The sequence below is a fragment of the Leucobacter allii genome (assembly GCF_022919155.1).
GTDB classification, from domain to species: Bacteria; Actinomycetota; Actinomycetes; order Actinomycetales; family Microbacteriaceae; genus Leucobacter; species Leucobacter allii.
The window spans coordinates 950,025-975,107 of sequence record NZ_CP095045.1 but is presented as its reverse complement, the minus strand read 5'-3'; the positions used below and the strand labels follow the sequence as shown (position 1 = coordinate 975,107).

Sequence of the window (25,083 nt, the reverse complement as noted above, 5' to 3'; positions counted from 1 at the left end):
ACTTGTGGGCGCATGCGCTCGAGCATTGGCGCGCGTACGTCATCCCAGACCTTCTACGTTTCTATCCCGCACTTGGTCAAGACGAGGAACAGCTGCTCCAGCGCCCCTGGCGTGATCTCAGAGACGTGATCCTCGCGCTCTTCGCTATTCCCGACTCGCTGACCGGCGCCACATTCGCGCGTCAGCGCCGAGACAAGGAGACCTCATGAGCTTCGAAGTCGGTCGCCTCTCCGCCGCCCTCACTCTCGATGGCGTGCAGGAGTTCAATCGGGGCCTTGACCAAGCCGGCCAGAAACTCAAGGCCACCGGCAACGAAGCGAAGACCGCTTCCGGTCAGACGTCGTCCTTCTTCCAGGGCGTGAAGCAGGCCGCCACGGAGACCCCCCAGCAGCTCACCCTGATGGGGTCCGCCTTCACGAAAGTCGGTCTCGCTGCAGGAGCCGCAGCAACTGTCGCGATCGCGAAGTGGGCGAACTTCGATCAGGCCATGTCGAACGTGTCCGCAGCGACGCACGAGTCCGCGGCAAACATGAAGCTGCTCGAGCAGGCCGCACTCGATGCCGGGGCCCGGACCGTTTTCTCCGCGACGGAGGCCGCGAACGCGATCGAGGAGCTTGCGAAGGCGGGCGTCAGCACAGCCGACATACTCGCTGGCGGGCTCGACGGGGCCCTCGATCTCGCGGCCGCTGGCGGTCTCGGCGTGGCTGACGCTGCGGGCATTGCCGCCACCGCACTCAAGACATTCAACCTCGAGGGCTCGGACATGTCCCATGTCGCTGACCTTCTCGCCGCCGGCGCGGGCAAGGCGATGGGTGACGTGTCCGATCTCTCGGCAGCCATGAACCAGTCGGCGATGGTCGCGAACGCCACCGGGCTGTCGATCGAGGAGACCACGGCCGGCCTGGCCGCATTTGCTTCGCAGGGTCTTCTCGGCTCCGACGCGGGGACGTCGTTCAAGAGCATGCTGCAATCGCTGACGCCGAGCTCGCAGGCAGCCGCCGACACGATGGCAGAACTCGGGATCTCGGCGTACGACTCGCAGGGCAACTTCATCGGCCTGGCGGAGTTCGCTGGCCAGCTGCAGGGCGCACTTTCGGACCTGTCTGTGGAACAGCAGCAGGCTGCGCTCAAGACGATCTTCGGTAGCGACGCGATCCGCGCTGCGACCGTCCTCTACTCGGAGGGTGCGGACGGGATCCGCGAATGGGAAGATGCCGTCAGCGACCAGGGGTATGCAGCTGATACTGCTGCCGCCCGACTCGACAACCTGAAAGGCGACCTCGAAGCTCTTGGCGGCGCACTCGACACTGCATTTATCCAGAGCGGATCCGGAGCGAACGACGCCCTGCGTGATCTGGTGCAGCTCGTTACGAGGGCCGTCGACGCCTACAACGAGCTTCCCGCACCTCTGCAATCGGCCACGGTGGGAGCAGCACTACTCGTAGCCGGCGTCGGGCTGCTCGGCGGCGCGTTCATGACTGCGACGGTCAAGGCCTACGAGTTCAAGACGGCAGCCGCTGAGCTCGGCCTCAGTGGCGCGAGGGCAAGGGCTGGCCTCGGCTCCCTTGTCACGTTCCTGGGTGGTCCGTGGGGCATCGCACTTGGACTTGCGACGGTAACGACGTTGGGATTCAACCGCGCAATGGAGGAGTCCAAGGTCTCTGCTCAGGAAATGGAGATCGCGCTCAAGCAGGGGAAGAACGGCTTCGAAGCAATGCAAGCTGAGGCCGGTAAGGGCCTCAACGTGGCTTGGGTCTACGACATGGCATCGAGCGTAAGCAATCTGGGCGCAGTACTCGACGAGAACGCAGGCTACGCGAACAGCTTCACGAAGTTCTTCCTGCAGAACTTCGATGATCGGTCGGCTATTGAGAACGTCAATGAGCTCGGCCGCTCTCTGGCCTCGATGGCGTCCACTGATCTCTCGGAGGCTGCGTCCCAGTTTGAAGCGTTTGGAGAGGCCGCCGGGCTTAACCGGGAACAGCTTGGGCTCGCCCTTGATGAGATGCCCGAGTTCAAATCGGCTCTGCTCGATGCCGCGAACGCTCAGGGGATCGCAACGGACGAGGCATCGTTGCTCGCTCTCGCGCTCGGAGAGGTCGACGTTTCGGCCAGCGACAGTTCCTCGAGCGCGACATCGGCCGCCGATGCGTACATGCAGCAAGGGGACGCTGCAGCGGAAGCCGCCGAGGCCCTGCAGGGGCTTATCGATGCGCTGATGAGGGCGAATGGGATTGGGCAGGACAGCGAGCAAGCGAACGCCGCCTACCAGCAGACACTCGCCGACGTGCAAGAGCACATCGCCAATGCGCAGGCCGGAGTGGATGGGTTCTCGGCATCCCTGGATGCGAACACCCTTGAGGGCGCGAAGAACCGCGATATGTTCGCAGGCCTCGCCGAGGATTCGCAGGCCGTCGCGCAGGCACAGTTCGACGTCGAGTCGGCAACGCTGAGCGCGGAGGACGCCGCTGCCAACTACCGCGCCCGACTCGAAGAGGGACGAAACGCCCTAATCGACCAGATTACCGCGCTCACGGGGAACCGTGACGCTGCGGTGCAGTTCGCTGATCAGGTCTACCAGATCCCCGATATCCATGAGACGGAGATCATGGCGGAGACCGCAAAGGCGCAAGCGGATGTCGCGGCCTTCACCTCGGCACTGAACGACGTACCAAATGAAAAGTGGACGAGTCTGTTCGTCAACCGTGGAAACTCGGCGGAGGAACTTCAGGCGCATCTCGATGCGCTGAACAACATTCCTGGCTACAGGGAAACCGTCATCGCCACGGTCATGAAGCAGACCGGAGCACCTCGTGGTCAGGTTGGCGCGGCGTATAACTTTGCCGGCGGAATCTATGGCCTCCACGGTCAGAACTTCGCCAGCGGGGGGCTTGTGTCCGGCATCTACCGCGCAGTTGTCGGCGGAATCCCGAAACGCGGCATCGACGGAACCCCGCACATCTTCGCAGAGGCGGAGATGGGCGTTCCGTGGGAGGCGTACATCTCGGGCCGGTCCGGGTCGCGGAGTCGGAACATCGACATCGCCCTCGAGTCACTGAACCGCCTTGGATTCCCAGTCGTCCCGGCTTCCGCACTGCGTGGCGTGCCGCGCTTTGCGGATGGCGGGGTCACCGGCGGAGCGTCCTCAGCGCCTTCGGCGTCCCACTCTTACGCCCCATCAGCAGGAACGGCGGTGAGCATGCAGACCAACATCTACGGCGCCCCTGGGCAGTCCGAGGACGAGATCGCACGCATCGCGGAAGCCCGCATCGCCTACCGGCTGCGGGGGCTGTGATGCGGGCCCGAATCGGCGGGCTCGAGCTCAACGGCATGGACATCGCCCAACGGTCCCGCTTCACGATCCACAACGACGGCCTCCGCGGCTGGTTCGAAGGCGTGGGCGTGAAGCGGGACGCCGTCGAGCGGCAGAACGCGCACGGCGACTACGACCTCCCGGTGTTCCGGGAGGCACGTGTCGTGAGTATTCAGGGCCTCGTCAACACGCGCTCCGACATGGAGCAGGACGAGGCCATCAACGCGCTGCTCGGCGTCTGCGCCGACGGCGGCCGCGAGCTCTTGACCATCGAGTCCCCGCTCGGCCCCACCTGGACGTACGTTCGCCTGTCGGACGGTACCGAGGTGGATCGGCTCGTGCTCGGGAGAACCGCGAAGTACCGGCTGACGCTCCGCGCGGCGGATCCCCGCAGGTACGGTGCCGTGCAGTCTTTCACCGGAACCGAAGTGGACGTCCATCACTACGGCAACGCGATCGCGGCGCCGGTCGTCGAGGTGGCCGGGCCACACACGGCACCGTACACCGTGACCGGCCCCGACGGCCGGGTCGTGGGCATCACGCAGACGCTCACAGCATCGCAGACGCATCGCATCGATTTCAGCACCGGCCGCGTCGAACGCAACGGCGTCGCGCAGCTCGGCGCGACCTCGTCCATGGACGTGTGGGGCATACCTGCAGGCAGGCCCGCACCGATGACGATCTCGTCCGGCGTGATGACGGTCTCCGTCGCCGACACCTACCTGTAGGAGGTCATCGTGTGGTCGTACACCATCCACGACACGATCACGGGGAACCGCATCATGTCCGTAGCGCCGTCCTCCGGCCGGTGGGGGCGCACCCCGGGCGGGGGCTCCGGCGAGCATGTCCTCCAGCTGCTGGATGCTGAGAACCCGATGCCGCGGGAGTGGATCAGGAACATCGCCACCCCGAACGAGCGCTGCATCGTCGTCGCCTGGGCCGGCGTCCCGCTCTATGCGGGGATGATCCTCAACGTCCGGTATCGCCGCAAGGACGGCACCGTGAGGTTGAAGCACGCCGACATCCGGGCCCTCATGGCCCAACGGCTCACCTTCGGCGTGGGCGGCTACCCCGTCGGCGACTTCTCGTCGTCCGGGAAGACGTTTTCCGGCCTGGTGCGCGACATCATCTACCGTGCCGTCTACCACTGGCAGGAGCACTGGCGGCTCCCCATCGATCTCCCTGCCGACGGCACCGCGACCCGATCGCTGACGTCGAAGGCGTGGGAGTGGGCCACGATCGAGGACCTGTTGCAGCGCGTCGAGAAGCGTGGCGCCGCCGTCGACTTCGACCCGTACTACGACAGCGAAGGGCGTCTGCGGTGGGCGACCCGCGTGGGCACTCCGACCCTGCCAGGCGAACGGCTCGAGTTCGTCGTCACCGCCCGGGACTCCCCGGTCACGGATCTCGAGGTCGAGCTCGACGGTACGGAGCAGCTGACGGGTGTCTTCTACATGGGCAAGGGGTCCGAGGCGGACATGCGGTACGGGGAAGCGAAGGTCTCCCCTGGCAACGTGCCAGTGCGGGACGCCGCCAGATCCGCGAAGGACGTCGCCGAGGCTGCCGCCCTCACGCAGATGGCGGAGAAGGACCTCGCCGAGCACTCCTCCGCGGCGGTGGTGTGGTCGTTCGACCTCGTCGCGGACGATACCTGGAATCCCGCGCTCCTCAAGCCCGGCGCACGCATCGCGCTCGAGACCCGCGGCGACCCGTTCCTCGCGGACATGTCCCGCGATCTCGTCGTCACCGGCGTCTCCGGTGATGGGAGCCGAGTCCTGAAACCGGAGGTGATGCCCGCGTGAGCGCTTTCGATCTCGAACGTCTCCTCGCCGAGCTGCAGCGTCGCGTCCACATCCTCGAGGTGACGCAGCCCATGGGCTACTCGTCCGTGTCCGAGGGACGGTCCCGGTTCTCGGGGAACGAGTCGTTGCTCGTGCAGGGCTCCGGGAAGGTGGAGGGCTGGTGGGTCGTCACCGGCACTCAGCGCGTCACCGGCCTGCTGGAAGGGTCGGGCACGCTCGACTGGACGGGGCCGTGGGCGCTGCGCGGGGCAGGACAGATCCCCGGCAACATCACCGGCGCGGGCACGCTCATCTGGACGGGCCCCTGGGATCTGCGCGGCAATGGCCAGATCAAGGGCACGCTCGACGTGTCCGGGGCCGCGGAGTTCTCGAACACGATGCGGATCGCTGGGACGACGACCCTCGCCGCTCTGCTCGATGTCGTCGGCGGCAGGATTCGCGCCGGCAACATGATCATCGACGGTACGAGCGGCGGAAGCATCGCCTCATCCAGTGGGATCACCATCGGCGGTCCGCTCGTGAACATCGCTGCTGCCCTCACCCAGACGATTAGCCTGCGGGCTGCAGCGATCGAGACCGTGAACCTCGATGTCACCGGCTCGAAGAACTTCAAGATCCCGCACCCCACTCGCCCTGATCATTTCCTCCGTCATGGGTCGACCGAGTCGCCCGTGTCGGGCACGGAGTACTGGGGGACGGAGACGCTGGACAGCGCCGGGGAAGCGGTTGTGGAACTGCCGGAGTACTTCGAGGCGCTGAACAAGCCCGAGAACCGCGGCATCCAGATCACCCCGGTCGGGAGGCCGTTCCTTACCGGCGCTGACCCCATCGTGAACGGCACGTTCAAGGTCTATGGCGATCCCGGCCGCGAGGTGTCGTGGCTCGTGAAGGCTGAGCGCCGTGAAGAGCACGGCGGAGAGTTCGTCGTCGAGGAACCGGTCTTCGGACCCCAACGGGAGGAGACCCCATGACCGTCTACACGTACAGCGGGACGCTGGCCGACTTCGGCGCCGCACCGTTCCCGACGGCGAAACCACGCCTCTGGGTGTCGCCCCTGCAGGATGCCTTCGGACCAGACGGGGGCGTCCACGCCGCACGTCAGGTGCCCATCCCGGTGAGCACGGGCGGGTCGTTCGACGTCGCGCTCGTCGCCTCCGCAGACCTCACCCCGCCGACCCGCTACTCGCTCCGATGCGAATGGCTCGACGCCGCCGGCATCGTCCGGGGCTGGGCGCAGTGGGATTTCACCGCGGCAATCGGCGGCGGCCTCATCGCCGACATGACTGACCAGATCATCACACGCGTCTGGTGGGGCACCGAGCCCCCGCCCGTGCAGCGCACGGGCATCTATTGGATTCACCCGACCACGGGTGACGTACGAGAGTGGGTGGAGTAAATGGCCTGGATTGCAACGGACAACATCAAGGGGCCCCGAGGGGAGAAGGGGCCCGCCGGCACGGTGTCGTCGGTAAGCGCGGCGACGCTCCCGCCGGGATCGCCCGCGGAGGCCACGCTCACGGGCACCGAGGACGTGCACATGCATCTCGGGATCCCGCAGGGCGAGCGCGGCCCGCAGGGCCCTCCCGGGGTCGCGTCGTCGGCGTCGGCCGAGAGCGTGCCGGCGGAGGAGCAGGCCGCGGTGATCATGTCGCAGGAGGGCGAGCTCGTCCACGTGCACTTCAAGGTGCCGCGCGGTGCGCCGGGGGTGAATGCGATCCCGACCGCGGAGGCGATCGGGGCGAACCTCGCCGCCCCGGATAGCCTCGCCCGCCCGGGCTTCGCGGACGGTATCGCGCAGGTCGTGCAGGATCCTTCCTCCGCGGTCGCGATCCACCTCGCCCAGCAGCAGGCGACCGGCCTCGCGGGGAAGGCCGATCTCGTCGGCGGCCGGGTGCCGGCTACCCAGGTCGGGAAGAGCCAGACCGCGACGAATGACACCGTGCCGGTGCGCGGCACGTCGGGGCAGCTCCCCGGCATCGGGGATCCGCTGGTCGCGACCGACGCGGCGAACCGCCGCTACGTCGACACCAAGCATGCGACGCTCGCGGGCGATATCGAGCTCCTCGAGGCGCAGACGGCGCTCACGCAGGACCTCATCGCGACCGGCACCGTGTCGGCGACGTGGACGGGAGCGTTCGAGCTCGCAGCAACGCAGTGGTATCCGCTGCTGGTCGCCCCGCAGGACATGGAGATCGTCGGAGTGAGCCTCGTCTTCGCGAACGCGATCGATCTCTTCGGCTCCACCAACGTGATGACCGCACGCGTGTTCCACCGCCTGCGCGCGTCCGATGCGGCAGTGAACGTAGTGCAGAAGACCAGCCAACAGGAAGCACTCACGAGCGCGGACCGGGCGAAGCCGTGGGACATGTCGGCGGGCACCTGGGGTGCCGCGGCGGACCGCATCGTCCCGGCCGGCCGTGTCCTCTCGCTGCTGTTCAGCTTCACGGGCACGGCGAAGATCCTCTTTCCGGTGACGGTCACGATTCAGTGGAGGCCGGTCCGATGACGATCACCCCGGGTCGTCGGGAGGGGCAGTCGGTCGTGCTCCTCACCGACGGCCACGCCGGACGCGTCACGGCATCCACGGACTTCCTGACGGAGTCGCAGCATCGCATGTGCGGCATCGACGTCGACTGGCTCGCTAGCTTCGCCACGGTCGTCGGGCTCGCCGGCGACAACATCAACTACTCGTCCCCGACACTGCCCGCGGAGGATCCGGAGGCGCTCGCGTGGCTGCAGGCGCGCGACCGCTCGCACGCCTCCTACCTCGTCACGACCGGGAACCACGACTACGCGAACGCCGCGACGCACGAGGCACGGGGCATCGCCGCGTGGCAGGCGGCCATGGGCGGCCTGCCGAAGTACTCGCACGCACCCGCTGGCGAGACCGCGGCGGCGGGCCTGCAAGTCGTCGCCCTCTCTCAGGAGTCGATGACCCTCGCCGAGTGGCTGTCCCCGGCCGCCGCGGCCGCGGACGAGCGCCCCCAGTTCAAGCCAGGCCGCGGCTTCGCGCTCACCGACAACAGTGCGGATCCGCTCGACCAGACGACGGCGCTCGGGTACCTGCGCCGGCGGCTCGCGACGGGCCGGCCCACGTGGCTGATGGTGCACTATCCGCCGCAGCAGCAGTACGGGTCCTCCTACTACCTCGACGGGGCGACGTCGGCCGCGATCACGCAGATCGCGTCGACCTCCCCGAACCTCGTCGGCATTCTGAGCGGCCACTACCACGCGAACCCATTCCGGTCCCCGGATCACGTGAAGCCGCTCACGATCGGCGACCGCACGATCGCCGGTATCAACGGGCCCGCGTGGGGCGGCGCCATGAGCGCGGCAGGCGGGGAGCCCCTCAGCTACCCGTTCGAGTCGCCGTTCATCGCGACCGTGGTCACCTACGCGCCGGGGACGGTGATCGTGCGGTGGCGCGATCTGATCCGGCGCCGCTGGGTGAAGTCGATCCACGGGTATCGGTACGAGTTCCCGGTGTCTTGCACCGCCCCCATCGCCTAACGACACCGAGGAGGACTCGATGGTCTACCTGCAGATGCCGGTCGAAGGCGTGCTCACGGACGCCTTCGGTTGGCGCGACCCGGTCTACAACGCGGCGGGACAACTGGTCGTCGGTGAGCAACTGCACTCCGGGCGCGACATCGCGGCACCCGAAGGCACGCCGATCTACGCTGCGGCGCCGGGAACGGTATCCCGGATCTGGTGGGATGCGTTCGCGAGCGGCGCCGGCGCGGGCGGCTGGATGATCGAGCTCGACCACGGCTCCGGCATCTCTACCCGGTACGCGCACAAGCAGGCGCGCTCGTGGCGCAGCCTCGGCGAGTACGTCACCACCGAGTCGGTGGTCGGGCACGTCGGCAGCACCGGCGCCGCGACGGGCGCTCACCTGCACTTCGAGGTGCTCATCGGTGGCCAGTTCGTCGACCCCGACCTCCACCTGCATCCGCGCGCTACGGCCGATGCGCCACCCCCACCACCACCGCCACCACCTTGGGAGGACACCATGCAGCACTTCGCCGGCCAGTCGAAGCGCACCGCCCCGCAGAAGATCCGCGAGAACACGCTGACGCGCGTCCAGATCAACGATGCGGGCGACGTGACGCTCGCCTGGCCGCCCGGCGATGTCGTGTCGATCACGGCCGATGTGCGTCTCGCCGGAGAGCCGGAGTCCCGGGTCGAGGTCACGCTCGTGCGCGAGACGGTCGTGGCCGACAAGGTGACCCGGACGCAACGCATCGGCCAGTCGCGCGGCATCGTCGATTCGGCCGGGCTGGCCGGCCTGCAGGTGTCGGGGGCGTGCCCGCTCGAGGCGGGGCAGCGGCTCCGCGTGCTCGTGCAGACCCAGGCCGGCGCCGGGGTCTCGACGATCGAGCGCGTCGAGTACCGCGGATACGCGAGACCCGCATGACGGAGGCGGTCGTCGTCGCCCTCATCACCGCGGCCTCCGGTGTCGCGGTCGCTGTCGTCGGCGGCATCTTCCTGCTCTTGCAGAACCGGCGGCAGAAGCGTCGCGACGCCCACGTCTCGGAGAAGCTCGAGGTCGTGCGCGAGCAGGTGCAGAACAGCCACGGCACGAACCTCCGCGACGACCTCGACCGAATCGCCGACGGCCTGATGCAACTCGGCAAGAACGTCGAGGGTCTCGCCTCCGACCTCCGCGGAGTACGACGAGACATCGGCCGGCTCGATCGCCGCGACATCGAAGACGGCGCCGACCTGCGCGACCTGCGCCAAGAGTTCAACCGCCGCGTGCGAACTATCGAAGACACCCTGAACCCGAAGGAGACCCCGTGAACATCCAGTCCGTCCGTACCTATATCGCCGCGCTCGTCGGCGTGCTGCTGCTTCGCCTCGTCGCGGCCGTCCCCGCGATCGCCGCCGTCATCGACTGGATCGATGGCGTCTTCCTCGAGGCCGGCCTCGCTGGCGCGTCGGCGCTCGCGCTCGTAACCGCGGCCATCACCGCGGCCGCCGTGCTCGCCTATCAGAAGGCGGCGCAGTGGTTCGGTGATCGCTGGCCCCACATCGAGAAGTGGATGCTCGGATCCTCCGCACGCCCGACCTACGACCCCGAGCACGCCGCCGAGTAATGGCCGCGCAGCGCACGTTCTGCCCCCTCCCAGACCTTCGGGTCCGGGAGGGGGCTTTTCGCGTCTAAGCAAGCATTAGCCCTTCGCGCCTGCATGCAGATGCTTGCAGGCGTGGCGAGCAAAAGTGGGATTTGTCGCACAAGATCGCCGTAATATCGGGAAATATCCAGGCGAGCGAAGCCTTGAAACCTCGTGCTATGCTTACCGGCAAGCATAAGTTACGGCAGGAGGCCGCATGTCAGGTGCAGAAGAAAACCCCGGACTCTTCGACCCCAGCGAGGGCGGGAAGGCGCGAGCGCGAAAGCTCACCCCCGAACAGCGTCGAGAGATCGCCCGCCGCGCCGCAGAAACCCGGTGGGACTCGTCCATCCCCCAAGCTCAGTACACCGGAGTCCTTGCCATCGGAGATAGCCGCATCGACTGCGCAGTCCTCCCTGACTCCACCCGCGTCCTGTCACAAGGCACCGTCCTTTCTGCACTCGGGCGAGCTCCATCGATGGGAGGACGCAAATCGGGCGACGCGGCAAGGCGAGCGCCCTTCATCAGCGCAGGGAATCTTGATGATTTCATCACCCCAGCCACGCTCGAACGGCTCGAGCCGATTCGGTACCGCCTGCCCGGACAACGCTTCGTCAGCACGGGCTACCGCGCTGACGCGTTGCCGATGGTGTGTGAGGTCTACCTGGCAGCTCGTTCGGCTGGTGCATTGAAGGACTCCCAGCTGGCAATCGCCCAGGCCGCAGAACTCCTGATGCGGAGCCTGGCTCAGGTCGGCATCCAGGCCCTGGTAGATGAAGCTACCGGCTACCAGGAAGTCCGCGCGCGTGATGAGTTGCAGAACCTTCTTAAGAAGTACGTCTCCGAGTCCTTCCGACCGTGGGTCCAGGTGTTCCCCCAGGAGTTCTTCAGGGAGATCTACCGCCTCTACGGCTGGGAGTATCGCGAGGGCAAGACGAGACACCCTCAGTACATCGGGAAACTGATCAACCAGTACATCTATGAGCCTCTCCCCGATGGTGTTCTCGATGAACTGCAGCGCGTCAATCCGAGGAATGAGAGCGGGAACCGTCCGCGTAAGCACCATCAGCATTTGACAGTTGATACCGGCAACGAGCATCTGGACAAGCAGATTATGGCCGTCACCACATTGCTCCAGGTCAGCGAGGACCTTGACCAGTTCAAGGAACTCTTCGCGAGGCGCTTCCCGAAGGTTTCCGAGCGGAGAGTCCTACGAGTGAACGTCAATGACAACGACGGCGTGGTGACACTCTTCGAGGACGACTGGCTCACCGAAGTCACCAGTTGACCAAGGCACGCATTCCGCCCCCTCCCAGACCTCCGGGTCCGGGAGGGGGCTTTTCGCGCGTTTACGCCGCGGTGAGCGCGCGAGAGATCTCGTCGGAGCCGTGCTGCACCTGGGTGACGAGCTCGGCGTCGCCCGGGCGCTCGGGGTCGAGCCAGTCGTCGTGCATGTCGCGCGGCAGCACGAGCGGCATCCGCGAGTCGCCGCGGGAGGTGATGACTGTCGCGGCCTCGCCGACGCCGGCGCGGGTCACGAGCGAGTAGGAGATCGTCGTCTCATTGCCGACGGTGCGCGGCGCCATGATCGCGGCCATGCCGAAGAGCTCGCCGTCGGGAAGCCGCCAGATCTTACCGCCCTCGGCATACCAGTTGGCGGGGAGGATGGCCCGGTGCTGGAAGGGCTTCCTCCACTTCGACATCAACGCGTCATCCCGGGAGTTGAACGCGGTGTACTTCGCGGGCTGCCCTCCGACGTGCAACCACCACCAGGCCAGATCGAGCCGGCGCTCGCCGTCGGCATCCTGCCAGATGATGGGGTTCAGATTCGTCCGGCCGTCCTTCCTCGTCCGGCTCGTGTTCGCCTTCCCGCCCCACGCGGCCGCCCACTCAGCGAGCAACTGCTGTGGCCCCTGCTCGCTCATCGGCGGGAGGTCGTCAGGCATGGGGATGCGGCGGCCGCTGCCGTCGAGACCATATGACGCGCACATACCGGCAGCGTACGCCGCGCGGCTGCGGCACGGTAGAGCTACCCGTCGTAATCGTCGCGGTGCCGACGGCGCGGGTTCGTCGTTGCCTTTACGAACAGCCTGACCAGGCTTCGCTTCTTCTCGAGGTATGCGTGCGTCTCGATCTCGCCGGCGGCATACTGCTCTTCGAGTTCGTGCAGAGTTTCCTCGGCAGCCGACGCGTCGAACCTTGACGAATTGCCGCCGATCGATTGCCCCTCCCGGATGCTCAAGCGGCGCCTCCGTTCGCGACTTGCTGTTCTCGACCTCGATTATTCTCGTGCGGTGAGCCCGGGCCTCTGTGATTGTGGCGGCCGGTCTGGTGGTTCGTCGGCCACCTGACGGAACTGTTGGCCTCCTCGATGCTGTCGTACATGGCGACGAGCCGACGCCTGTGGGGTTCGGGGTGCCAGGTGAGGACGAGGTACTTGGAGAGCTGCTGCCGGTCCATGATGCACTGGATCATCGCCACTGGGTGCTCTTCCGGGTCGCGCATGACGGCCCAGAGATCGGTCTCAATCTGGATGTAGGGCATCCGCTTCCGTACGCTTCCGCCTGCTCGATAGCTTGGCACCCGCCGACCTCCGTTCGAATCTGTGTTCGAACATGGTACGTCCGGCGGCTGACATCACTCACTCCCAGGGGAGCTTCTCAGGGAGCGCTGGCAGGATCCTGACCACCCCGCACCCGGGATCGCTGCAGCGCACGGTGCCCCCGATCCTCTCGGCGGGGCCACCGCACGCGATGCAGATCCACGACGTCGGGGGCATGGGATCAGTCTGCGCACTCGAACGCCGAAACGGAAGCAGCGGGCAGACAGCATTCAGACAGCATGACATCCCGAGCGTTGCCGAACTATCCCCACTCAGGCCGAGGAGCGGGCCTCAAAATCCCTGATCAACCACGGAACCAAGCCCACCTCGGCAGAATCATCCCGAGGTATCCCGAATTGGCTAGATCATGCGGAAGTTCACGTCCGGTGGATCGACGCAGTCTGGGTTCGAATCCCAGTGGGGGGACCGTCAGCGGTCCGACTCCCCCCCCAGGAACATAAGGGATCGCGGGCCGTTCCGGTGCAGCCGCGCAGCAGCCGCGCAGACCGGTGGACGGCTTGCGGACGAGGTCGCCCGCAGGATCCCGGTTCAGAGGCGCACGACCCCGAGCATCTGCCATCCCTCGGGCACCTGCGCCCGGAGTTCCGCCATCGTCTCGGCCTCGATCTCGCGGAGGCCGTCGCGGCGGGCGTAGGTGCCGGTCGCCGTGATCGCCGTCTCGCCCTTCGCCATCGAGACCGGGGCGAGCACGAGCCGGAAGCCCTCCGGCGTGGCGTCGGCGAGCTGCGCGCGCACGCTCTCGAGCCCCTCCCCCTTAACCTCCAGCTGCGTGGTTTCGACGGGACGGATCGTGGCGCGGAGCATGCACCCAGGATATCCGCTGCGGCGACGCACGGGTCCCGTCGGGCGGGGCGCCGGTCGGTGCGTGTCGGCCGGGGCGGCGGGCTCGGGCCTGTACGGCATAGCGCTCACGGATCCCACCATGGCCCCATTCATCGTTGCCGCATAGCTCGCACTGGAGTACCTTCGTCCCATGGGGATCTTCGCTCGCGCACGGTCGCGCGTCCTGCCGCTCGCGCTCGCCGGCGGCCTGCTCGCCGCGGCCGGGGCGGTCGCGGTCGCGCCACCCGCGCAGGCGTCCGGGTGGTACGTGCTCAATGTCGACGGATTGCGCAGTGCGCTCGCGGACTGCAGCGTGGTGCCCAATGTCGTGACGCTCGCCGTCGACATCAGCGCCGCCGGCGAGGAGATCGCCACGAGCTGCACCACGCAGCTGCGCTTGAACGCCTTCGACCTCGATCTGCGCAACATCAGGATCGCTCCTGGCACCGAACTCGAGATCGTCGACGGAGCCCCTCCGGGCGGCGACCCCGGTACGCTCACGGTCGATGCGAGTTCGGCGAGCTACGTCTCGGGCATCCGCACGACGGATGCGGCGCTCGTCGTGTCGAGCGGGCGCGTCGTCGCGAGCGGCGGCGTCAACGCGTCGGCGATCGGCGGGGACCTCGCGGAGGCCGCCGGATCCCTCACGGTGCGCGGCGGCACCGTGCAGGCGACCGCATACCCGGGCGGCGGGTACGGCACCGCGATCGGCGGAGGCTACCTCGGCGGCTCCGGCGGCGACGTGACCGTCAGCGGGGGCGTGCTCACCGCGACCAACGCGACGGCCTACGGCACGACGATCGGCGGAGGCGGCGCCGGGTCCGCGGGCGACGGCGGCGACGGCGGCGAGGTCGTCGTCACCGGCGGCACGCTCATCGCGACGGCCGACGGATTCGGCTCCACCGCGATCGGCGGAGGCGACGGAGGAATCGGCGCGAACGATCGCGGCGGCCGGGGCGGCAGCCTGACCATCGGAGCCGATGGAACGGTGATCGCCAGTTCGCCGCGCACGGCCTTCGGCGAGGGCGGTTCGAGCGGCCCCGCGACCCCGGGACGCTTCGGCAGCATCGCCGTCGACGGCGCGCTCCGGCTTCCGAGCGGTGCGCTGCAGGTCGCGGAGACCGTCGATCCGGGCGCGGAGATCCGGGTGGGCGCCACGGGCGCCATCCTGGGCGGCGAGGACGATCCGACGGTGGGCGCCGCGATCACGGGCACGGGCCAGATCCAGAACGACGGCGTGATCGCCCTCTCCCCCGACCCGTCGCTCGTTCTGGGGAACAACCGTCTCCTCGACTTCGCCACCGGCGACCCCGAGATTCGGGTCTTCGCACCGACGATGTCGGAGGGATACCGCGCGCTCCCCGCCCCGCCCACCGGCACCGCGTGGAACACCGCGGCCGACGGCTCGGGAGCATGGTTCACCGAGAGCTCCGACGCTTCCGGGAGCGGCACGACCGAGCTGCACGCCGTCGCGCCCGCGGCGCTCGTCGCCTCGAGCGACCCCGGCGAGCTCACCGCCACCGCGGGAACCCCCTACACGTACCCGGTGACCGCGCTCGGCCCGGACGGCGCGGCGCTCGATCCGCAGCCGGCGATCGACTTCACCTCCCCGGACTGCGCCCTGCCCGCGGACGGCGTGTTCACCGCGGCCGGCAGCTGCACCATCGCGGCGACCGCCTCCGTGCACGGCGTTCCGCTCGAGACGAGCTTCGAGGTCGACGTCGTGGCGGGCGCGCCCGCTGCGCTGGCCCTCTCGGCACCCGCGACGACCGTGGCCGAGGGCGGATCCCTGACCTTCTCGGTCGCCGGCGAGGACGCGTACGGCAACCCGGTCGACACCGCCGGCGCCGCGCTGAGCTCGTCGGTGGCGAGCGATGTCGTCGACGGCCTCACGGTCACCTTCCCCACCGCGAGCCCGCACGACATCACGGCGACGCTCGGCGACGCCGTCTCCGATCCGCTGCGCATCGAGGTCGTGCCCGCGCCCGATCCGTCGAGCGACGCCGGAGCGGACGCGGATCCGGGCAGCGACGCCGGCGCGAGCGCCGGAGCGGCCTCGTCCGGGTCGAGTACCGCCTCGGGATCCGGCACATCCGCGGGCGCGGGAACCGCGTCGGGATCGGGCACGACCTCGTCGCCGGGATCCCTCCCCATGACCGGCGCCGGGGCATTCCTCCCGATCGCCGGCGCCGCGGTGCTGATCCTCGCCGCGGTCACGGCGTTCGCCGCGGCCGCGCGCGTCCGCCGCCGCTGATCCGTCCCGTTGATTCAGTGCCACTGATCCGGCGCCGCTGATCCGGCGCCGCTCATCCGCCCGGTCGATCCGTCGCAACTGATCCAGCGCCGCTGATCCGCTCCGCGCGCCGCAGCCCCGCCCCCGCGCGCCTCAGCTCAGCCCCCGCGCGCCTCAGCTGCCCCACCGCCACGTCCCCTTGGTCGTCCGCCCGCTGTCCGGCTTCGCCACCCAGCGCTTTTCCGCTTCGCCGTCCTCCCTCGGTTCCCTCGCGGCAGCCTCCACCGCTGCGGCTGCATGCATTCCCCGCGCGCCCTCCCGCCCGCATGACTCTCCGACGATCCGGGTCACTCCTGCAGGGTCCATCTCTCCCTCACCCTGCCGGAGCGACCCCGATCACTGCAGCAGGTGGGGAGAAGCGCGAGAGCCGGGAGCCTCGAATCGCGCGAGCGCGCGATCCCGCACCCCGAGCTCGATCCCGGAACCCGAGCGCGATCCTCGGATCCCGAGCTCGATCCCCGAACCCGATGCCCGAGTTTCCGGGTCACGCTCGCAGGGTTCGTTTCGTCCGCACCCTGCCGGAGCGACCCGGATCGGGACCTCGGGCCGGTGGAAAGAGTAAGCCCCGCCGTTGGGCAGAACGGCGGGGCTTACGGTCTGGTGTGCGGCCGCGGCTACGCGCGGAGGCGCGTGCGGAGGCCGTCGAGCTGCTCGCGCAGGGCGACGGGCACGCGATCGCCGAAGCGGTCGAAGAACTCCTCGGTGAGCTCCGCCTCGGCGAGCCAGGAGTCGGGATCGATCGCGAAGAGCTCCTCGAGATCGGCCGCGGGCACCTCGATCCCGTCGAGCTTGAGCTCGCCATCGGCGGGCACGGTGCCGATCGCGGTCTCGCGCCCCTGCACGTCGCCCTCGACGCGGCGGATGATCCAATCGATGACGCGCGAGTTGTCGCCGAAGCCGGGCCACAGGAAGCGGCCGTCGGCGCCCTTGCGGAACCAGTTCACCTGGAAGATCTTCGGTGCCTGCTCGCCGAGCGTCCGTCCCATGTCGAGCCAGTGGCCCCAGTAGTCGGCCATGTTGTAGCCGCAGAACGGGAGCATCGCGAAGGGGTCGCGGCGGAGCTCGCCGACGGTCCCCTCCTGCGCCGCGGTCTTCTCGGAGGAGATGGTCGCACCGACGAAGACGCCGTGATCCCAGGAGAGCGACTGGGCGACGAGGGGCACGTTCGTCGCGCGACGTCCGCCGAAGAGGATCGCGTCGAGCGGCACGCCGTTCTGCTCGTACCAGTCCTGGGCGAGCGTCGGGGTCTGCTGGATCGGAACGGTGAAGCGGGAGTTCGGATGCGCCGCGACCCGGCCGGACTCCGGGGTCCAATCCTCGCCGCGCCAGTCGATGAGGTGCGCCGGCACCTCATCGGTCTTGCCCTCCCACCACACGTCGCCGTCGTCGGTGAGCGCGACGTTCGTGTAGATGGTGTTCCCCCAGAGGGTCTCCATGGCGACGGGGTTCGTGGACTCGCCGGTCCCGGGGGCGACGCCGAAGAAGCCCGCCTCCGGGTTGATCGCGTACAGCCGGCCGTCGGGACCGGGGCGGAGCCAGGCGATGTCGTCGCCGATGGTCTCCACCTTCCAGCCGGGGATGGTCGGCTGGAGCATGGCGAGGTTCGTCTTGCCGCACGCCGAGGGGAACGCGGCCGAGAGGTGGTAGGCCTTGCCGCTCTCCTCGTTGGTGAGCTTGAGGAGCAGCATATGCTCGGCGAGCCAGCCCTCGTTGCGGCCCATGACGGAGGCGATGCGGAGCGCGAAGCACTTCTTCGACAGCAGCGCGTTCCCGCCGTAGCCGGAGCCGTACGACCAGACCTCCAGCGTCTCGGGGAAGTGCGTGATGTACTTGGTGTCGTTGCAGGGCCAGGCGACGTCCTCCTGCCCCTCCTCGAGGGGCGCGCCGACCGAGTGCACCGTCCGGACCCACTCGCCGCCAGGGCGGATCCCGTCGAGCGCCGCCTGCCCCATGCGGGTCATGATCCGCATGTTGAGCACCGCGTAGGGCGAATCGGTGATCTCGATCCCGAGCTGCGTGATCGCCCCGCCCACCGGCCCCATCGAGAAGGGGACGACGTACATGGTGCGGCCGCGCATCACGCCGTCGAACAGCGGGAGGAGCTCCGCCTTCATCGCGTCGGGGGCGGCCCAGTTGTTGGTCGGGCCGGCATCGGCCTCGTTCTCGGAGCAGATGAACGTGCGATCCTCGACGCGGGCCACGTCGCCGGGGTGCGAACGGGCGAGGAAGCTGCCGGGGCGGAGGTCCTTGTTCAGCGGGATCAGCGTGCCCGCCTCCACCATCTCCGAGGTGAGGCGGTTCCACTCGTCCTGGGAACCGGTGCACCAGACGACCGCGGCGGGGCGGGTCAGCTCGGCGACCTCGGTCACCCACTGCAGCACCTCTGGATTGTCGGTCGTCGCGCCGCTCACGACGAGATCCTCGATCGAGATCTCGGTGGCGATGGCCTGGCTGGGTCCCATGACGTTCTCCTCGGTTGTTCCGCACGGATCTGTGAAGAATCGGTAACACTTCCATTCTGAGGAACCGATTCATCCGCAGTTCACCAATCTCAGTGTAAATTTTCACCATTTTTGACATATAGTCAATCCATGGCCCCGGAATCGACCTCCACACTCACGCAGGCGGAACTCGACCGCCTCCTGATCGGCAAGCGGCTGCGGCACTTCCGCACCCGCGCCGGCCTCACCCTCGAACAGCTCGGCGAACGGGTGGGGGTGGTCGCCAGCCAGCTCTCGCTCGTGGAGAACGGCCGGCGCGAACCGAAGCTCGGTCTGCTGCAGGCCGCGGCACGGGAGTTCGGGATCGACGTCGCCGAGCTCCTGAAGGCCGAGGCCCCCGATCACCGCAGCGCGCTCGAACTCGAGCTCGAACGCGCGCAGTCCGCGCCGGGCTACCAGCACCTCGGCCTCCCCCACGTCCGCGCCCCGCGCACGCTCGGGGACGACACGCTCGAGGCCCTCGTCGGCCTGCACCGGGAGCTCGCACGGCGATCCCGCGCCGCGGCCGAGACCTCCGAGGAGGCCAGACGCGTGAACACGGAGCTGCGGATGCTCATGCGGGAGCGGAACAACTACGTTCACGAGATCGAGCTGCTCGCCTCCGATCTCATGCGCCGCATCGGGCACACCACCGGCGCCGTCACCCACCGCGAGGTCGCGCAGGCGGCCGAGCTCCTGGGCTTCACCCTCATCTTCGTGGACGACCTCCCCTCCAACACCCGGAGCATCACCGACCTCCAGCACGGGCGCATCTACCTGCCGCCGGCGTCGATCCCCGGCGGTCACGGGCTGCGCTCGCTCGCGCTGCAGGCCATGGCGCATCGCGTACTCGGGCACTCGGAGCCCGCGAGCTACGCCGAGTTCCTGCAGCAGCGCCTCCAGATCAACTACTTCGCCGCCGCGTGCCTCATGCCCGAGGAGCGCGCCGTGGAGTTCCTGCAGCAGGCCAAGCGCAATCGCAATCTCGCGATCGAGGACTTCCGCGACGCCTACGGGGTGACCCACGAGGCCGCGGCGCACCGCTTCACGAATCTCGCGACGCAGCACCTCGATCTGCGCGTGCACCACTACCGCGCCGATGGGGCCGGGGCGCTCGTGCGCGGATACGAGAACGACGGCCTCCCCTACCCGATCGATTCCTCCGGGTCGATCGAGGGGCAGGTGCTCTGCCACAAGTGGGGCGGGCGGACCGCCTTCAATCGCACGAATCGCACGAGCGAGTTCTACCAGTACACGGACACGCCGGCAGGCACCTTCTGGTCGAGCGTGCAGACGGGCGACGCGGAGCTCGGTCCGTTCGCGATCGCCTGCGGCGTCCCCTTCGACGAGGCGAAGTGGTTCCGCGGGCGCGACACGGACGTGCGGAAGCGATCCACCTGCCCCGATCCCGCGTGCTGCCGGACGCCGAGCCCCGAGCTCCTGCAGCGGTGGCAGGGGAAGGCGTGGCCGAGCGCGCGCATGCACCAGCACGTGCTCACCCCGCTGCCGACGGGCTCGTTCCCCGGCGTCGACGATACGGAGATGTTCGAGTTCCTTGCGAAGCACGCTCCGGAGAGCTGAGGCGGCCAGCCGCTCCCGGAGCCCGGGGTCCGTCTTCGGGGCGTGCGGAGCTGTCCACGGAGGTCCGGGCGCTCGCCCCAGCACCCCGCACTCTCGAACCCCGACCCCGACCCCGGGACGCGCGATCCTCGCACGTCAGAACCTGCGACTTGAGCGCACCCCAGGTCGCGATTCCTGACGTGCGAGCGCACCCAGATGCGGTCAGCGGGAGCGGGTGCGCGCAGCAGGGCCGGGTGTGCGCAGCGCGAGCCGGCCTCTGCGGAACCTCGACTGGGAATGATCCGGGTCACGACCGCAGGGTGCGAGGCCGCAGCACCGTGCCGAAGCGACCCGGATCCGATCGAGATCGTGCTGGAGCGACCCGGATTCGCGGAGGACCCGCGGAACACCGGATCGCGGCGGCCGGGAGCGGTGGGCGGCAGCAGAGGATCGCGGCGACCGGGAGCGGTGCGCGGCAGAACCGTATCGGAACGGGAACACCCAGCGCGAACGCGCCGCGGGAACACACAACGGGAACATGCAGCACGAACACGCAGCGCACACGACGGAGGCCGCCCGGCAGCAGTGCTGCGGGGCGGCCTCCGACTGAGCGGCATACGGGCACGGCACCGTATGCCGCGCGCGCTACGCCTTGGGGCGGCTCGCGAACTCCTCGAAGATCGCGCGGGGCTCCTGCACGGCCTCGATGTTGACGGTGTCACGGCCGAGGAAGAAGTGCCCGACCCACCCGCCGAACACGCGCCACTTGCGCTCCCACGTGGGGATCGCGAGACCGTGGTAGAACCGGTGCGCGAGCCACGCGAAGTAGCCCTTCATCGCGAACTTGCCGGACTGGAACACACCCGTGTTGACGCCGAGGCCCGCGACGGCGCCGGCGTTCTTGTGGTTGTACTCGGCGACGCCCTCGCCGCGGATCGCCGCGACGATGTTCTTCGCGAGCAGGCGTCCCTGGCGCACGGCGTGCTGCGCGTTGGGCACGCAGAAGCCGCCGGGGCCGGGGGTCGGGGAGATGTCGGGAGTCTGCGAGGTGTCGCCCGCGGTCCAGGCGCCCTCGACGACGGCGCCCTCCTCGGTCGTGACCTGCAAGGTCGGGCTGCCGATGACGTGCCCGCGGGGACCGATCGGGAGATCGGTGCCGCGGAGGAACGGCCGGGGCATGACGCCCGCGGTCCACACGATGAGGTCGGACTCGTACGTCTCGCCGGTCGAGAGCTCGATGTTCCCGTCGACGGCGGAGGAGAGCTGCGTGTCGAGGTGGATCTGCACGCCGCGGCGCGTCTGATCCTTCACGACCCAGTTCGCGGTCTCCTGCGAGACCTCGGGCATGATGCGCCCCATGGCCTCGACCAGGTGGAACACGGTCTCGTCGAACGCGATCTCGGGGTAGCGGCGCAGCAGCGAGGTCGCGAAGGAGCGCAGCTCGGAGATCGTCTCGATGCCGGCGAAGCCGCCGCCGACCACGGTCACGGTGAGGAGGCGGGCGCGTTCGGCGGAGCCCTTCGGCAGCGACGCGGCGCGCTCGAAGTTGCCGACGAGGCGATCGCGCACGGCGACGGCCTCCTCGATCGTCTTCATGCCGATCGCATTGTCGGCGATGCCCGCGATCGGGAAGGTGCGCGAGACCGATCCCGTGGTGACGACGATGTGATCGTACGCGAAGTCGTAGGCCTCGCCCACGTTCGGGGTGATCGTCGCGGTCTTCGTCGCGTGCGAGATCCCCGTCACCTTGCCCGCGATGTTCGCGGTCCTGCTCAGGTGGCGGCGGCGGGCGACCACGGCGTGGCGGGGCTCGATCGAGCCAGAGGCGACCTCCGGGAGGAACGGCAGGTATGCCATGTACGGCAGCGGATCGACGATCGTGACCTCGGCCTCACCCGCACGGAGCAGCTTCTCGAGCTTCCATGCGGTGTAAAAACCGGCGTAGCCACCACCAACGATCAGAATCTTCTTCGCCACGAAGCGGTCTCCTTGCAGCAATGAGCGAACGGCACGCGCCCGCGTCGCGGGCACAGAAAAAGCGGGCGAGGTTCGCCCGTCGCCTCTACTCTACCCCCAATGGGCGCGGGCGCTTCGCCGCTTCGACGGATTTCACGACGGAAACGGACGGAATCGCGCACGGATCATGCCACCACCGCAGTTTCCCCGGTTTCAACCGGTCCAACCGCTCCGTTCGAGGGCGAGGTCGCCGATCGGATTGACGCCGGGTCCAGCAGCGAGCGCGTGCCCGATGAGCGCGTGCAGGCACTTCACCCGCGTCGGCATGCCGCCCGCGCTCACGCCCGAGAGTTCGGGCACCTCGCCCGCGCTGTCGCGATCGGCGATGTACTGGGCATGGGCCGCCGCGTACTGCTCGCGGATCGTCTCATCCTCCGCGAGCAGCTCCGCGAACTCCGCCATGACGCCGGCCGCCTCGAGCCGGGAAGCCGCGGCGACCGCCTCGGGATGGCAGAGGTAGTAGAAGGTGGGGAACGGCGAGCCATCGGGGAGGCGCGGCGCCGTGGCGACGACGGCGGGGCTGCCGTCCGAGGCCCGGGCGGCGATGCCGACCACGCCGCGGGCTTCGCGGCCGAGCTGCGCGCTGACGGCGTCGATGTCGGCCGGGGTGGGTGCGGGGTAGGGCGGTCGGGTCATTCTGCGCTTTCTTCAGCGGCGGCGTCCGGATCGGGCTCCGCCGCGGGGTCGGGATCGGCGCCGCCGGTGCCGGCGCCGAGTTCTTCTGGGGTCGCGTCCGTCGTGCCGGCGCCGAGCACGGATGCCGCGAGCCCCGCGGCCCAGTTGCTCGTCATGCGCGAGAGCTCGGGATTCGTCTCCTCATCCGATTCGACGGGGAGCACGATGTCGTCGATCACGTTGAGCTGGGTCTCCCCCGGCATGACGTAGAAGAGCCGATCCCGCGCCTGCGAGCGGATGTAGACCGGGTCCTTCCACTTCGCGCGTTCGGCGTCGATCTCGTTGACGGCCGCCTGGTGCTCCTGCACGCTCTCGCGGAGCTCGGCGATCTCGCGCCGCTGCTGGACGTAGGTGGAGAGGCTCGGGCTCACGATCACGGCGCCGGCGAGCACGAGGACGACGACGAGCACGGTGAAGCCGCTGAAGCGGAGGCTCGAAGCCCAGGCCCCGAGATCCTCCCGCCAGCGCCTCACCGTGCCGTCGCCGCGTGCCATGCGCGCCTCGCCGTCCGGCGGCTACGCCGAGAAACGGGGGAAGGCCGCGCGGCCGGCGTAGCGCGCTGCCGCGCCGAGCTCCTCCTCGATGCGGAGCAGCTGGTTGTACTTCGCGACGCGATCGGAGCGGGCGGGGGCCCCGGTCTTGATCTGGCCGCAGTCGGTCGCGACCGCGAGGTCGGCGATCGTGACGTCCTCGGTCTCGCCCGAGCGGTGCGACATCACCGCGGTGTAGCCGGAGCGCTGCGCGAGCTGCACGGCATCGAGGGTCTCGGTGAGGGTGCCGATCTGGTTCACCTTGACGAGGATCGAGTTGCCCGCGCCCTTCGCGATGCCGTCGGCCAGGCGGGCCGGATTGGTCACGAAGAGGTCGTCGCCGACGAGCTGCACGCGGTCGCCGAGCTCGGCCGTGAGCTGCTGCCAGCCCTCCCAGTCGTCCTCGGCGAGCGGGTCCTCGATCGAGACGAGCGGGTAGCGGTCGAGCAGATCCGCGTAGTAGGCGCTCATCTCGGCCGAGCTGCGCTGCTGCCCCTCGAAGGTGTAGACGCCGTTCTCGAAGAACTCGGTCGACGCGACATCGAGCGCCACGGCCACGTCGCGTCCCGGCTCGAGGCCGGCGCGCGTGATGGCCTCGACGATGAGATCGAGCGCCTCGGCGTTCGTGGGCAGATCGGGGGCGAAGCCGCCCTCGTCGCCGAGCCCGGTCGACAGGCCCTTCTCGTTGAGCAGCGCCTTGAGGGCGTGGTAGACCTCGACGCCCCAGCGCAGGCCCTCGGAGAACGTCTCGGCGCCGAGCGGCACGGCCATGAACTCCTGGATGTCGACGCCCGTGTCGGCGTGCGCCCCGCCGTTGATGATGTTCATGAGCGGGACGGGGAGCGTGCTCGCGTTCGGGCCGCCGAGGTAGCGGTAGAGCGGCAGCTCGGCGGCCGCGGCAGCGGCGTGCGCCACGGCGAGGCTGACGCCGAGGATCGCGTTCGCGCCGACGCGCTGCTTGTTCTCCGTGCCGTCGACCTCCTTGAGCACCTCGTCGATGATGCGCTGGTCGTCGGCGGAGAAGCCCTCGATGGCGGGCGCGAGCTCGTCGAACACCGCATCCACCGCCTTGGTGACGCCCTTGCCGAGGTAGCGGTCCTCGCCGTCGCGCAGCTCGTAGGCCTCGAAGGCGCCGGTCGAGGCGCCCGAGGGCACCGCGGCGCGTCCCACGGAATCGTCGGTCAGGCCCACCTCGACCTCAACGGTCGGGTTGCCACGCGAATCGAGAATCTCTCGGGCGATCACCGCGTCGATAAATGCCACCATGCGCTCCTTCGGAGGGTTGTTGCGGGGGTCTCTCGGCGCGGGCGTCGCGCCGCGACCAGTCTAGCGGCCGCGACGGCTCACCCCTCGAATGCCTCGGGCCCCTGCTCGGCCGCGGCGGGGTCCATGTACAGGAACTCCATGATGTTCCCGTCCGGGTCCTCGAGGTCGCGCGAGTACATGAAACCGAGATCCTGGGGCGGCTTCGGCTCGCGACCGCCCGCCGCGATCCCGGCGTCGACGATCGCGTCGACCGCCTCGCGCGACTCCCGCGAGAGGGCGATGAGCACCTGCGCGGTCGCCCGCGCATCGGCGACGGGCCGATCGGTGAAGGTGGCGAAGTACTCGCGCGTGAGCACCATGAAGAACACCTGCTCGTCCCAGACGACGCACGCGGCGTTCTCGTCGGTGAAGAGCGGGTTGATCTCGCAGCCGAGCGCCGTGTAGAACGCCTTCGCGCGCTCCAGGTCGTCGCTCGCGATGTTGACGAAGATCTGCGTGGCCATGGGAGTCCTCCCGGATCGAGGCCGCCTCTGCGGTGCGGCGCTCCCGCCAGCGTCGCACCGGCCGCGACTCCCGTCAAGACACC

Annotated in this window: 23 protein-coding genes; 13 read left to right on the top strand and 10 right to left on the bottom strand. The window is 68.8% G+C overall.

From position 1 onward, the window contains the following. The first annotated feature begins 205 nt into the window (after positions 1-205). The 11 genes from MUN78_RS04410 to MUN78_RS04360 all read left to right on the top strand — a co-directional run bounded on the left by MUN78_RS04410 (position 206) and on the right by MUN78_RS04360 (position 11,520). Positions 206-3,295 carry a phage tail tape measure protein gene (locus tag MUN78_RS04410; RefSeq protein ID WP_244729064.1) on the top strand — a complete coding sequence of 1,030 codons (3,090 nt, stop codon included), beginning with the start codon at positions 206-208 and terminating at the stop codon, positions 3,293-3,295. Continuing rightward, the gene (locus MUN78_RS04405) at positions 3,295-4,041 is read left to right on the top strand and encodes a hypothetical protein (protein ID WP_244729062.1); all 747 of its coding nucleotides are present in this window, start codon (positions 3,295-3,297) and stop codon (positions 4,039-4,041) included. Before MUN78_RS04410 ends, MUN78_RS04405 begins: the two co-directional genes overlap by 1 nt. Positions 4,042-4,050: 9 nt before the next feature. Then, positions 4,051-5,115 carry a hypothetical protein gene (locus tag MUN78_RS04400; RefSeq protein ID WP_244729060.1) on the top strand — a complete coding sequence of 355 codons (1,065 nt, stop codon included), beginning with the start codon at positions 4,051-4,053 and terminating at the stop codon, positions 5,113-5,115. After that, on the top strand, positions 5,112-6,086 hold the full coding sequence (locus tag MUN78_RS04395; RefSeq protein WP_244729058.1) for a hypothetical protein: 975 nt from the start codon (positions 5,112-5,114) through the stop codon (positions 6,084-6,086). The genes MUN78_RS04400 and MUN78_RS04395 overlap by 4 nt, the downstream gene beginning before the upstream one ends. After that, the gene (locus MUN78_RS04390) at positions 6,083-6,511 is read left to right on the top strand and encodes a hypothetical protein (RefSeq protein ID WP_244729056.1); all 429 of its coding nucleotides are present in this window, start codon (positions 6,083-6,085) and stop codon (positions 6,509-6,511) included. The genes MUN78_RS04395 and MUN78_RS04390 overlap by 4 nt, the downstream gene beginning before the upstream one ends. Beyond that, on the top strand, positions 6,512-7,621 hold the full coding sequence (locus tag MUN78_RS04385) for a collagen-like domain-containing protein (RefSeq protein ID WP_244729054.1): 1,110 nt from the start codon (positions 6,512-6,514) through the stop codon (positions 7,619-7,621). Continuing rightward, positions 7,618-8,625 carry a hypothetical protein gene (locus MUN78_RS04380; RefSeq protein WP_244729052.1) on the top strand — a complete coding sequence of 336 codons (1,008 nt, stop codon included), beginning with the start codon at positions 7,618-7,620 and terminating at the stop codon, positions 8,623-8,625. The genes MUN78_RS04385 and MUN78_RS04380 overlap by 4 nt, the downstream gene beginning before the upstream one ends. A 19-nt stretch (positions 8,626-8,644) precedes the next feature. Next, positions 8,645-9,532, top strand: coding sequence for a M23 family metallopeptidase (locus tag MUN78_RS04375; protein ID WP_244729051.1), 888 nt, complete (start codon positions 8,645-8,647; stop codon positions 9,530-9,532). Continuing rightward, positions 9,529-9,918 carry a DUF2746 domain-containing protein gene (locus MUN78_RS04370; protein ID WP_244729049.1) on the top strand — a complete coding sequence of 130 codons (390 nt, stop codon included), beginning with the start codon at positions 9,529-9,531 and terminating at the stop codon, positions 9,916-9,918. The genes MUN78_RS04375 and MUN78_RS04370 overlap by 4 nt, the downstream gene beginning before the upstream one ends. Then, positions 9,915-10,214, top strand: coding sequence for a hypothetical protein (locus MUN78_RS04365; protein ID WP_244729047.1), 300 nt, complete (start codon positions 9,915-9,917; stop codon positions 10,212-10,214). Before MUN78_RS04370 ends, MUN78_RS04365 begins: the two co-directional genes overlap by 4 nt. Positions 10,215-10,449: 235 nt before the next feature. Then, positions 10,450-11,520, top strand: a complete 1,071-nt coding sequence (locus tag MUN78_RS04360; RefSeq protein ID WP_244729045.1) for a P63C domain-containing protein — start codon at positions 10,450-10,452, stop codon at positions 11,518-11,520. A gap of 61 nt (positions 11,521-11,581) precedes the next feature. On the opposite strand, the gene MUN78_RS04355 is transcribed toward MUN78_RS04360, so the two are convergent. The 4 genes from MUN78_RS04355 to MUN78_RS04340 all read right to left on the bottom strand — a co-directional run bounded on the left by MUN78_RS04355 (position 11,582) and on the right by MUN78_RS04340 (position 13,659). Next, positions 11,582-12,223, bottom strand: a complete 642-nt coding sequence (locus tag MUN78_RS04355) for an SOS response-associated peptidase family protein (protein WP_244729043.1) — start codon at positions 12,221-12,223, stop codon at positions 11,582-11,584. A gap of 38 nt (positions 12,224-12,261) precedes the next feature. Further along, complete coding sequence (locus MUN78_RS04350; protein WP_244729041.1) at positions 12,262-12,474, bottom strand: SHOCT domain-containing protein; 213 nt, start codon at positions 12,472-12,474, stop codon at positions 12,262-12,264. Then, positions 12,471-12,776, bottom strand: a complete 306-nt coding sequence (locus MUN78_RS04345; protein ID WP_244729038.1) for a hypothetical protein — start codon at positions 12,774-12,776, stop codon at positions 12,471-12,473. Before MUN78_RS04345 ends, MUN78_RS04350 begins: the two co-directional genes overlap by 4 nt. A 607-nt stretch (positions 12,777-13,383) precedes the next feature. Continuing rightward, entirely contained in the window at positions 13,384-13,659 is a 276-nt protein-coding gene (locus MUN78_RS04340; protein ID WP_244693367.1) for a hypothetical protein, read from the bottom strand. Between the two features lie 169 nt (positions 13,660-13,828). Here MUN78_RS04340 and MUN78_RS04335 point away from each other — a divergent pair, with 169 nt between their 5' ends. Next, the gene (locus tag MUN78_RS04335) at positions 13,829-15,931 is read left to right on the top strand and encodes a hypothetical protein (RefSeq protein WP_244729032.1); all 2,103 of its coding nucleotides are present in this window, start codon (positions 13,829-13,831) and stop codon (positions 15,929-15,931) included. Between the two features lie 653 nt (positions 15,932-16,584). Here the strand turns inward: MUN78_RS04335 and MUN78_RS04330 are convergent. After that, positions 16,585-18,432: a phosphoenolpyruvate carboxykinase (GTP) gene (locus MUN78_RS04330; protein WP_244729031.1), complete on the bottom strand. Its 1,848-nt coding sequence runs from the start codon at positions 18,430-18,432 to the stop codon at positions 16,585-16,587. 129 nt (positions 18,433-18,561) lie between these two features. Between MUN78_RS04330 and MUN78_RS04325 the strand changes: the two genes are divergently transcribed. Beyond that, positions 18,562-20,031, top strand: a complete 1,470-nt coding sequence (locus MUN78_RS04325) for a helix-turn-helix domain-containing protein (protein ID WP_244693363.1) — start codon at positions 18,562-18,564, stop codon at positions 20,029-20,031. Positions 20,032-20,655: 624 nt separating this feature from the next. Here the strand turns inward: MUN78_RS04325 and MUN78_RS04320 are convergent. From MUN78_RS04320 to MUN78_RS04300, 5 genes are all read right to left on the bottom strand, one after another. Continuing rightward, positions 20,656-21,987, bottom strand: coding sequence for an NAD(P)/FAD-dependent oxidoreductase (locus MUN78_RS04320; protein WP_244729029.1), 1,332 nt, complete (start codon positions 21,985-21,987; stop codon positions 20,656-20,658). A gap of 192 nt (positions 21,988-22,179) precedes the next feature. Continuing rightward, complete coding sequence (locus MUN78_RS04315) at positions 22,180-22,662, bottom strand: DUF501 domain-containing protein (RefSeq protein ID WP_244729027.1); 483 nt, start codon at positions 22,660-22,662, stop codon at positions 22,180-22,182. Beyond that, on the bottom strand, positions 22,659-23,195 hold the full coding sequence (locus MUN78_RS04310; RefSeq protein ID WP_244693360.1) for a septum formation initiator family protein: 537 nt from the start codon (positions 23,193-23,195) through the stop codon (positions 22,659-22,661). The genes MUN78_RS04315 and MUN78_RS04310 overlap by 4 nt, the downstream gene beginning before the upstream one ends. 21 nt (positions 23,196-23,216) lie before the next feature. Continuing rightward, positions 23,217-24,494 (bottom strand): phosphopyruvate hydratase, encoded by a 1,278-nt coding sequence (gene eno / locus MUN78_RS04305; protein ID WP_244730006.1) that lies wholly within the window; start codon positions 24,492-24,494, stop codon positions 23,217-23,219. A gap of 80 nt (positions 24,495-24,574) precedes the next feature. Then, the gene (locus MUN78_RS04300) at positions 24,575-25,000 is read right to left on the bottom strand and encodes a VOC family protein (RefSeq protein WP_244693359.1); all 426 of its coding nucleotides are present in this window, start codon (positions 24,998-25,000) and stop codon (positions 24,575-24,577) included. Positions 25,001-25,083: the final 83 nt, after the last annotated feature.

Bases quoted from the DNA above. Each gene is read 5' to 3' on its own strand.
- MUN78_RS04410 (WP_244729064.1), top strand. From the start codon at position 206: ATGAGCTTCGAAGTCGGTCGCCTCTCCGCCGCCCTCACTCTCGATGGC.
- MUN78_RS04405 (WP_244729062.1), top strand. From the start codon at position 3,295: ATGCGGGCCCGAATCGGCGGGCTCGAGCTCAACGGCATGGACATCGCC.
- MUN78_RS04390 (WP_244729056.1), top strand. From the start codon at position 6,083: ATGACCGTCTACACGTACAGCGGGACGCTGGCCGACTTCGGCGCCGCA.
- MUN78_RS04385 (WP_244729054.1), top strand. From the start codon at position 6,512: ATGGCCTGGATTGCAACGGACAACATCAAGGGGCCCCGAGGGGAGAAG.
- MUN78_RS04380 (WP_244729052.1), top strand. From the start codon at position 7,618: ATGACGATCACCCCGGGTCGTCGGGAGGGGCAGTCGGTCGTGCTCCTC.
- MUN78_RS04375 (WP_244729051.1), top strand. From the start codon at position 8,645: ATGGTCTACCTGCAGATGCCGGTCGAAGGCGTGCTCACGGACGCCTTC.
- MUN78_RS04370 (WP_244729049.1), top strand. From the start codon at position 9,529: ATGACGGAGGCGGTCGTCGTCGCCCTCATCACCGCGGCCTCCGGTGTC.
- MUN78_RS04360 (WP_244729045.1), top strand. From the start codon at position 10,450: ATGTCAGGTGCAGAAGAAAACCCCGGACTCTTCGACCCCAGCGAGGGC.
- MUN78_RS04355 (WP_244729043.1), bottom strand. From the start codon at position 12,223: ATGTGCGCGTCATATGGTCTCGACGGCAGCGGCCGCCGCATCCCCATG.
- MUN78_RS04345 (WP_244729038.1), bottom strand. From the start codon at position 12,776: ATGCCCTACATCCAGATTGAGACCGATCTCTGGGCCGTCATGCGCGAC.
- MUN78_RS04340 (WP_244693367.1), bottom strand. From the start codon at position 13,659: ATGCTCCGCGCCACGATCCGTCCCGTCGAAACCACGCAGCTGGAGGTT.
- MUN78_RS04335 (WP_244729032.1), top strand. From the start codon at position 13,829: ATGGGGATCTTCGCTCGCGCACGGTCGCGCGTCCTGCCGCTCGCGCTC.
- MUN78_RS04330 (WP_244729031.1), bottom strand. From the start codon at position 18,432: ATGGGACCCAGCCAGGCCATCGCCACCGAGATCTCGATCGAGGATCTC.
- MUN78_RS04325 (WP_244693363.1), top strand. From the start codon at position 18,562: ATGGCCCCGGAATCGACCTCCACACTCACGCAGGCGGAACTCGACCGC.
- MUN78_RS04315 (WP_244729027.1), bottom strand. From the start codon at position 22,662: ATGACCCGACCGCCCTACCCCGCACCCACCCCGGCCGACATCGACGCC.
- MUN78_RS04310 (WP_244693360.1), bottom strand. From the start codon at position 23,195: ATGGCACGCGGCGACGGCACGGTGAGGCGCTGGCGGGAGGATCTCGGG.
- MUN78_RS04300 (WP_244693359.1), bottom strand. From the start codon at position 25,000: ATGGCCACGCAGATCTTCGTCAACATCGCGAGCGACGACCTGGAGCGC.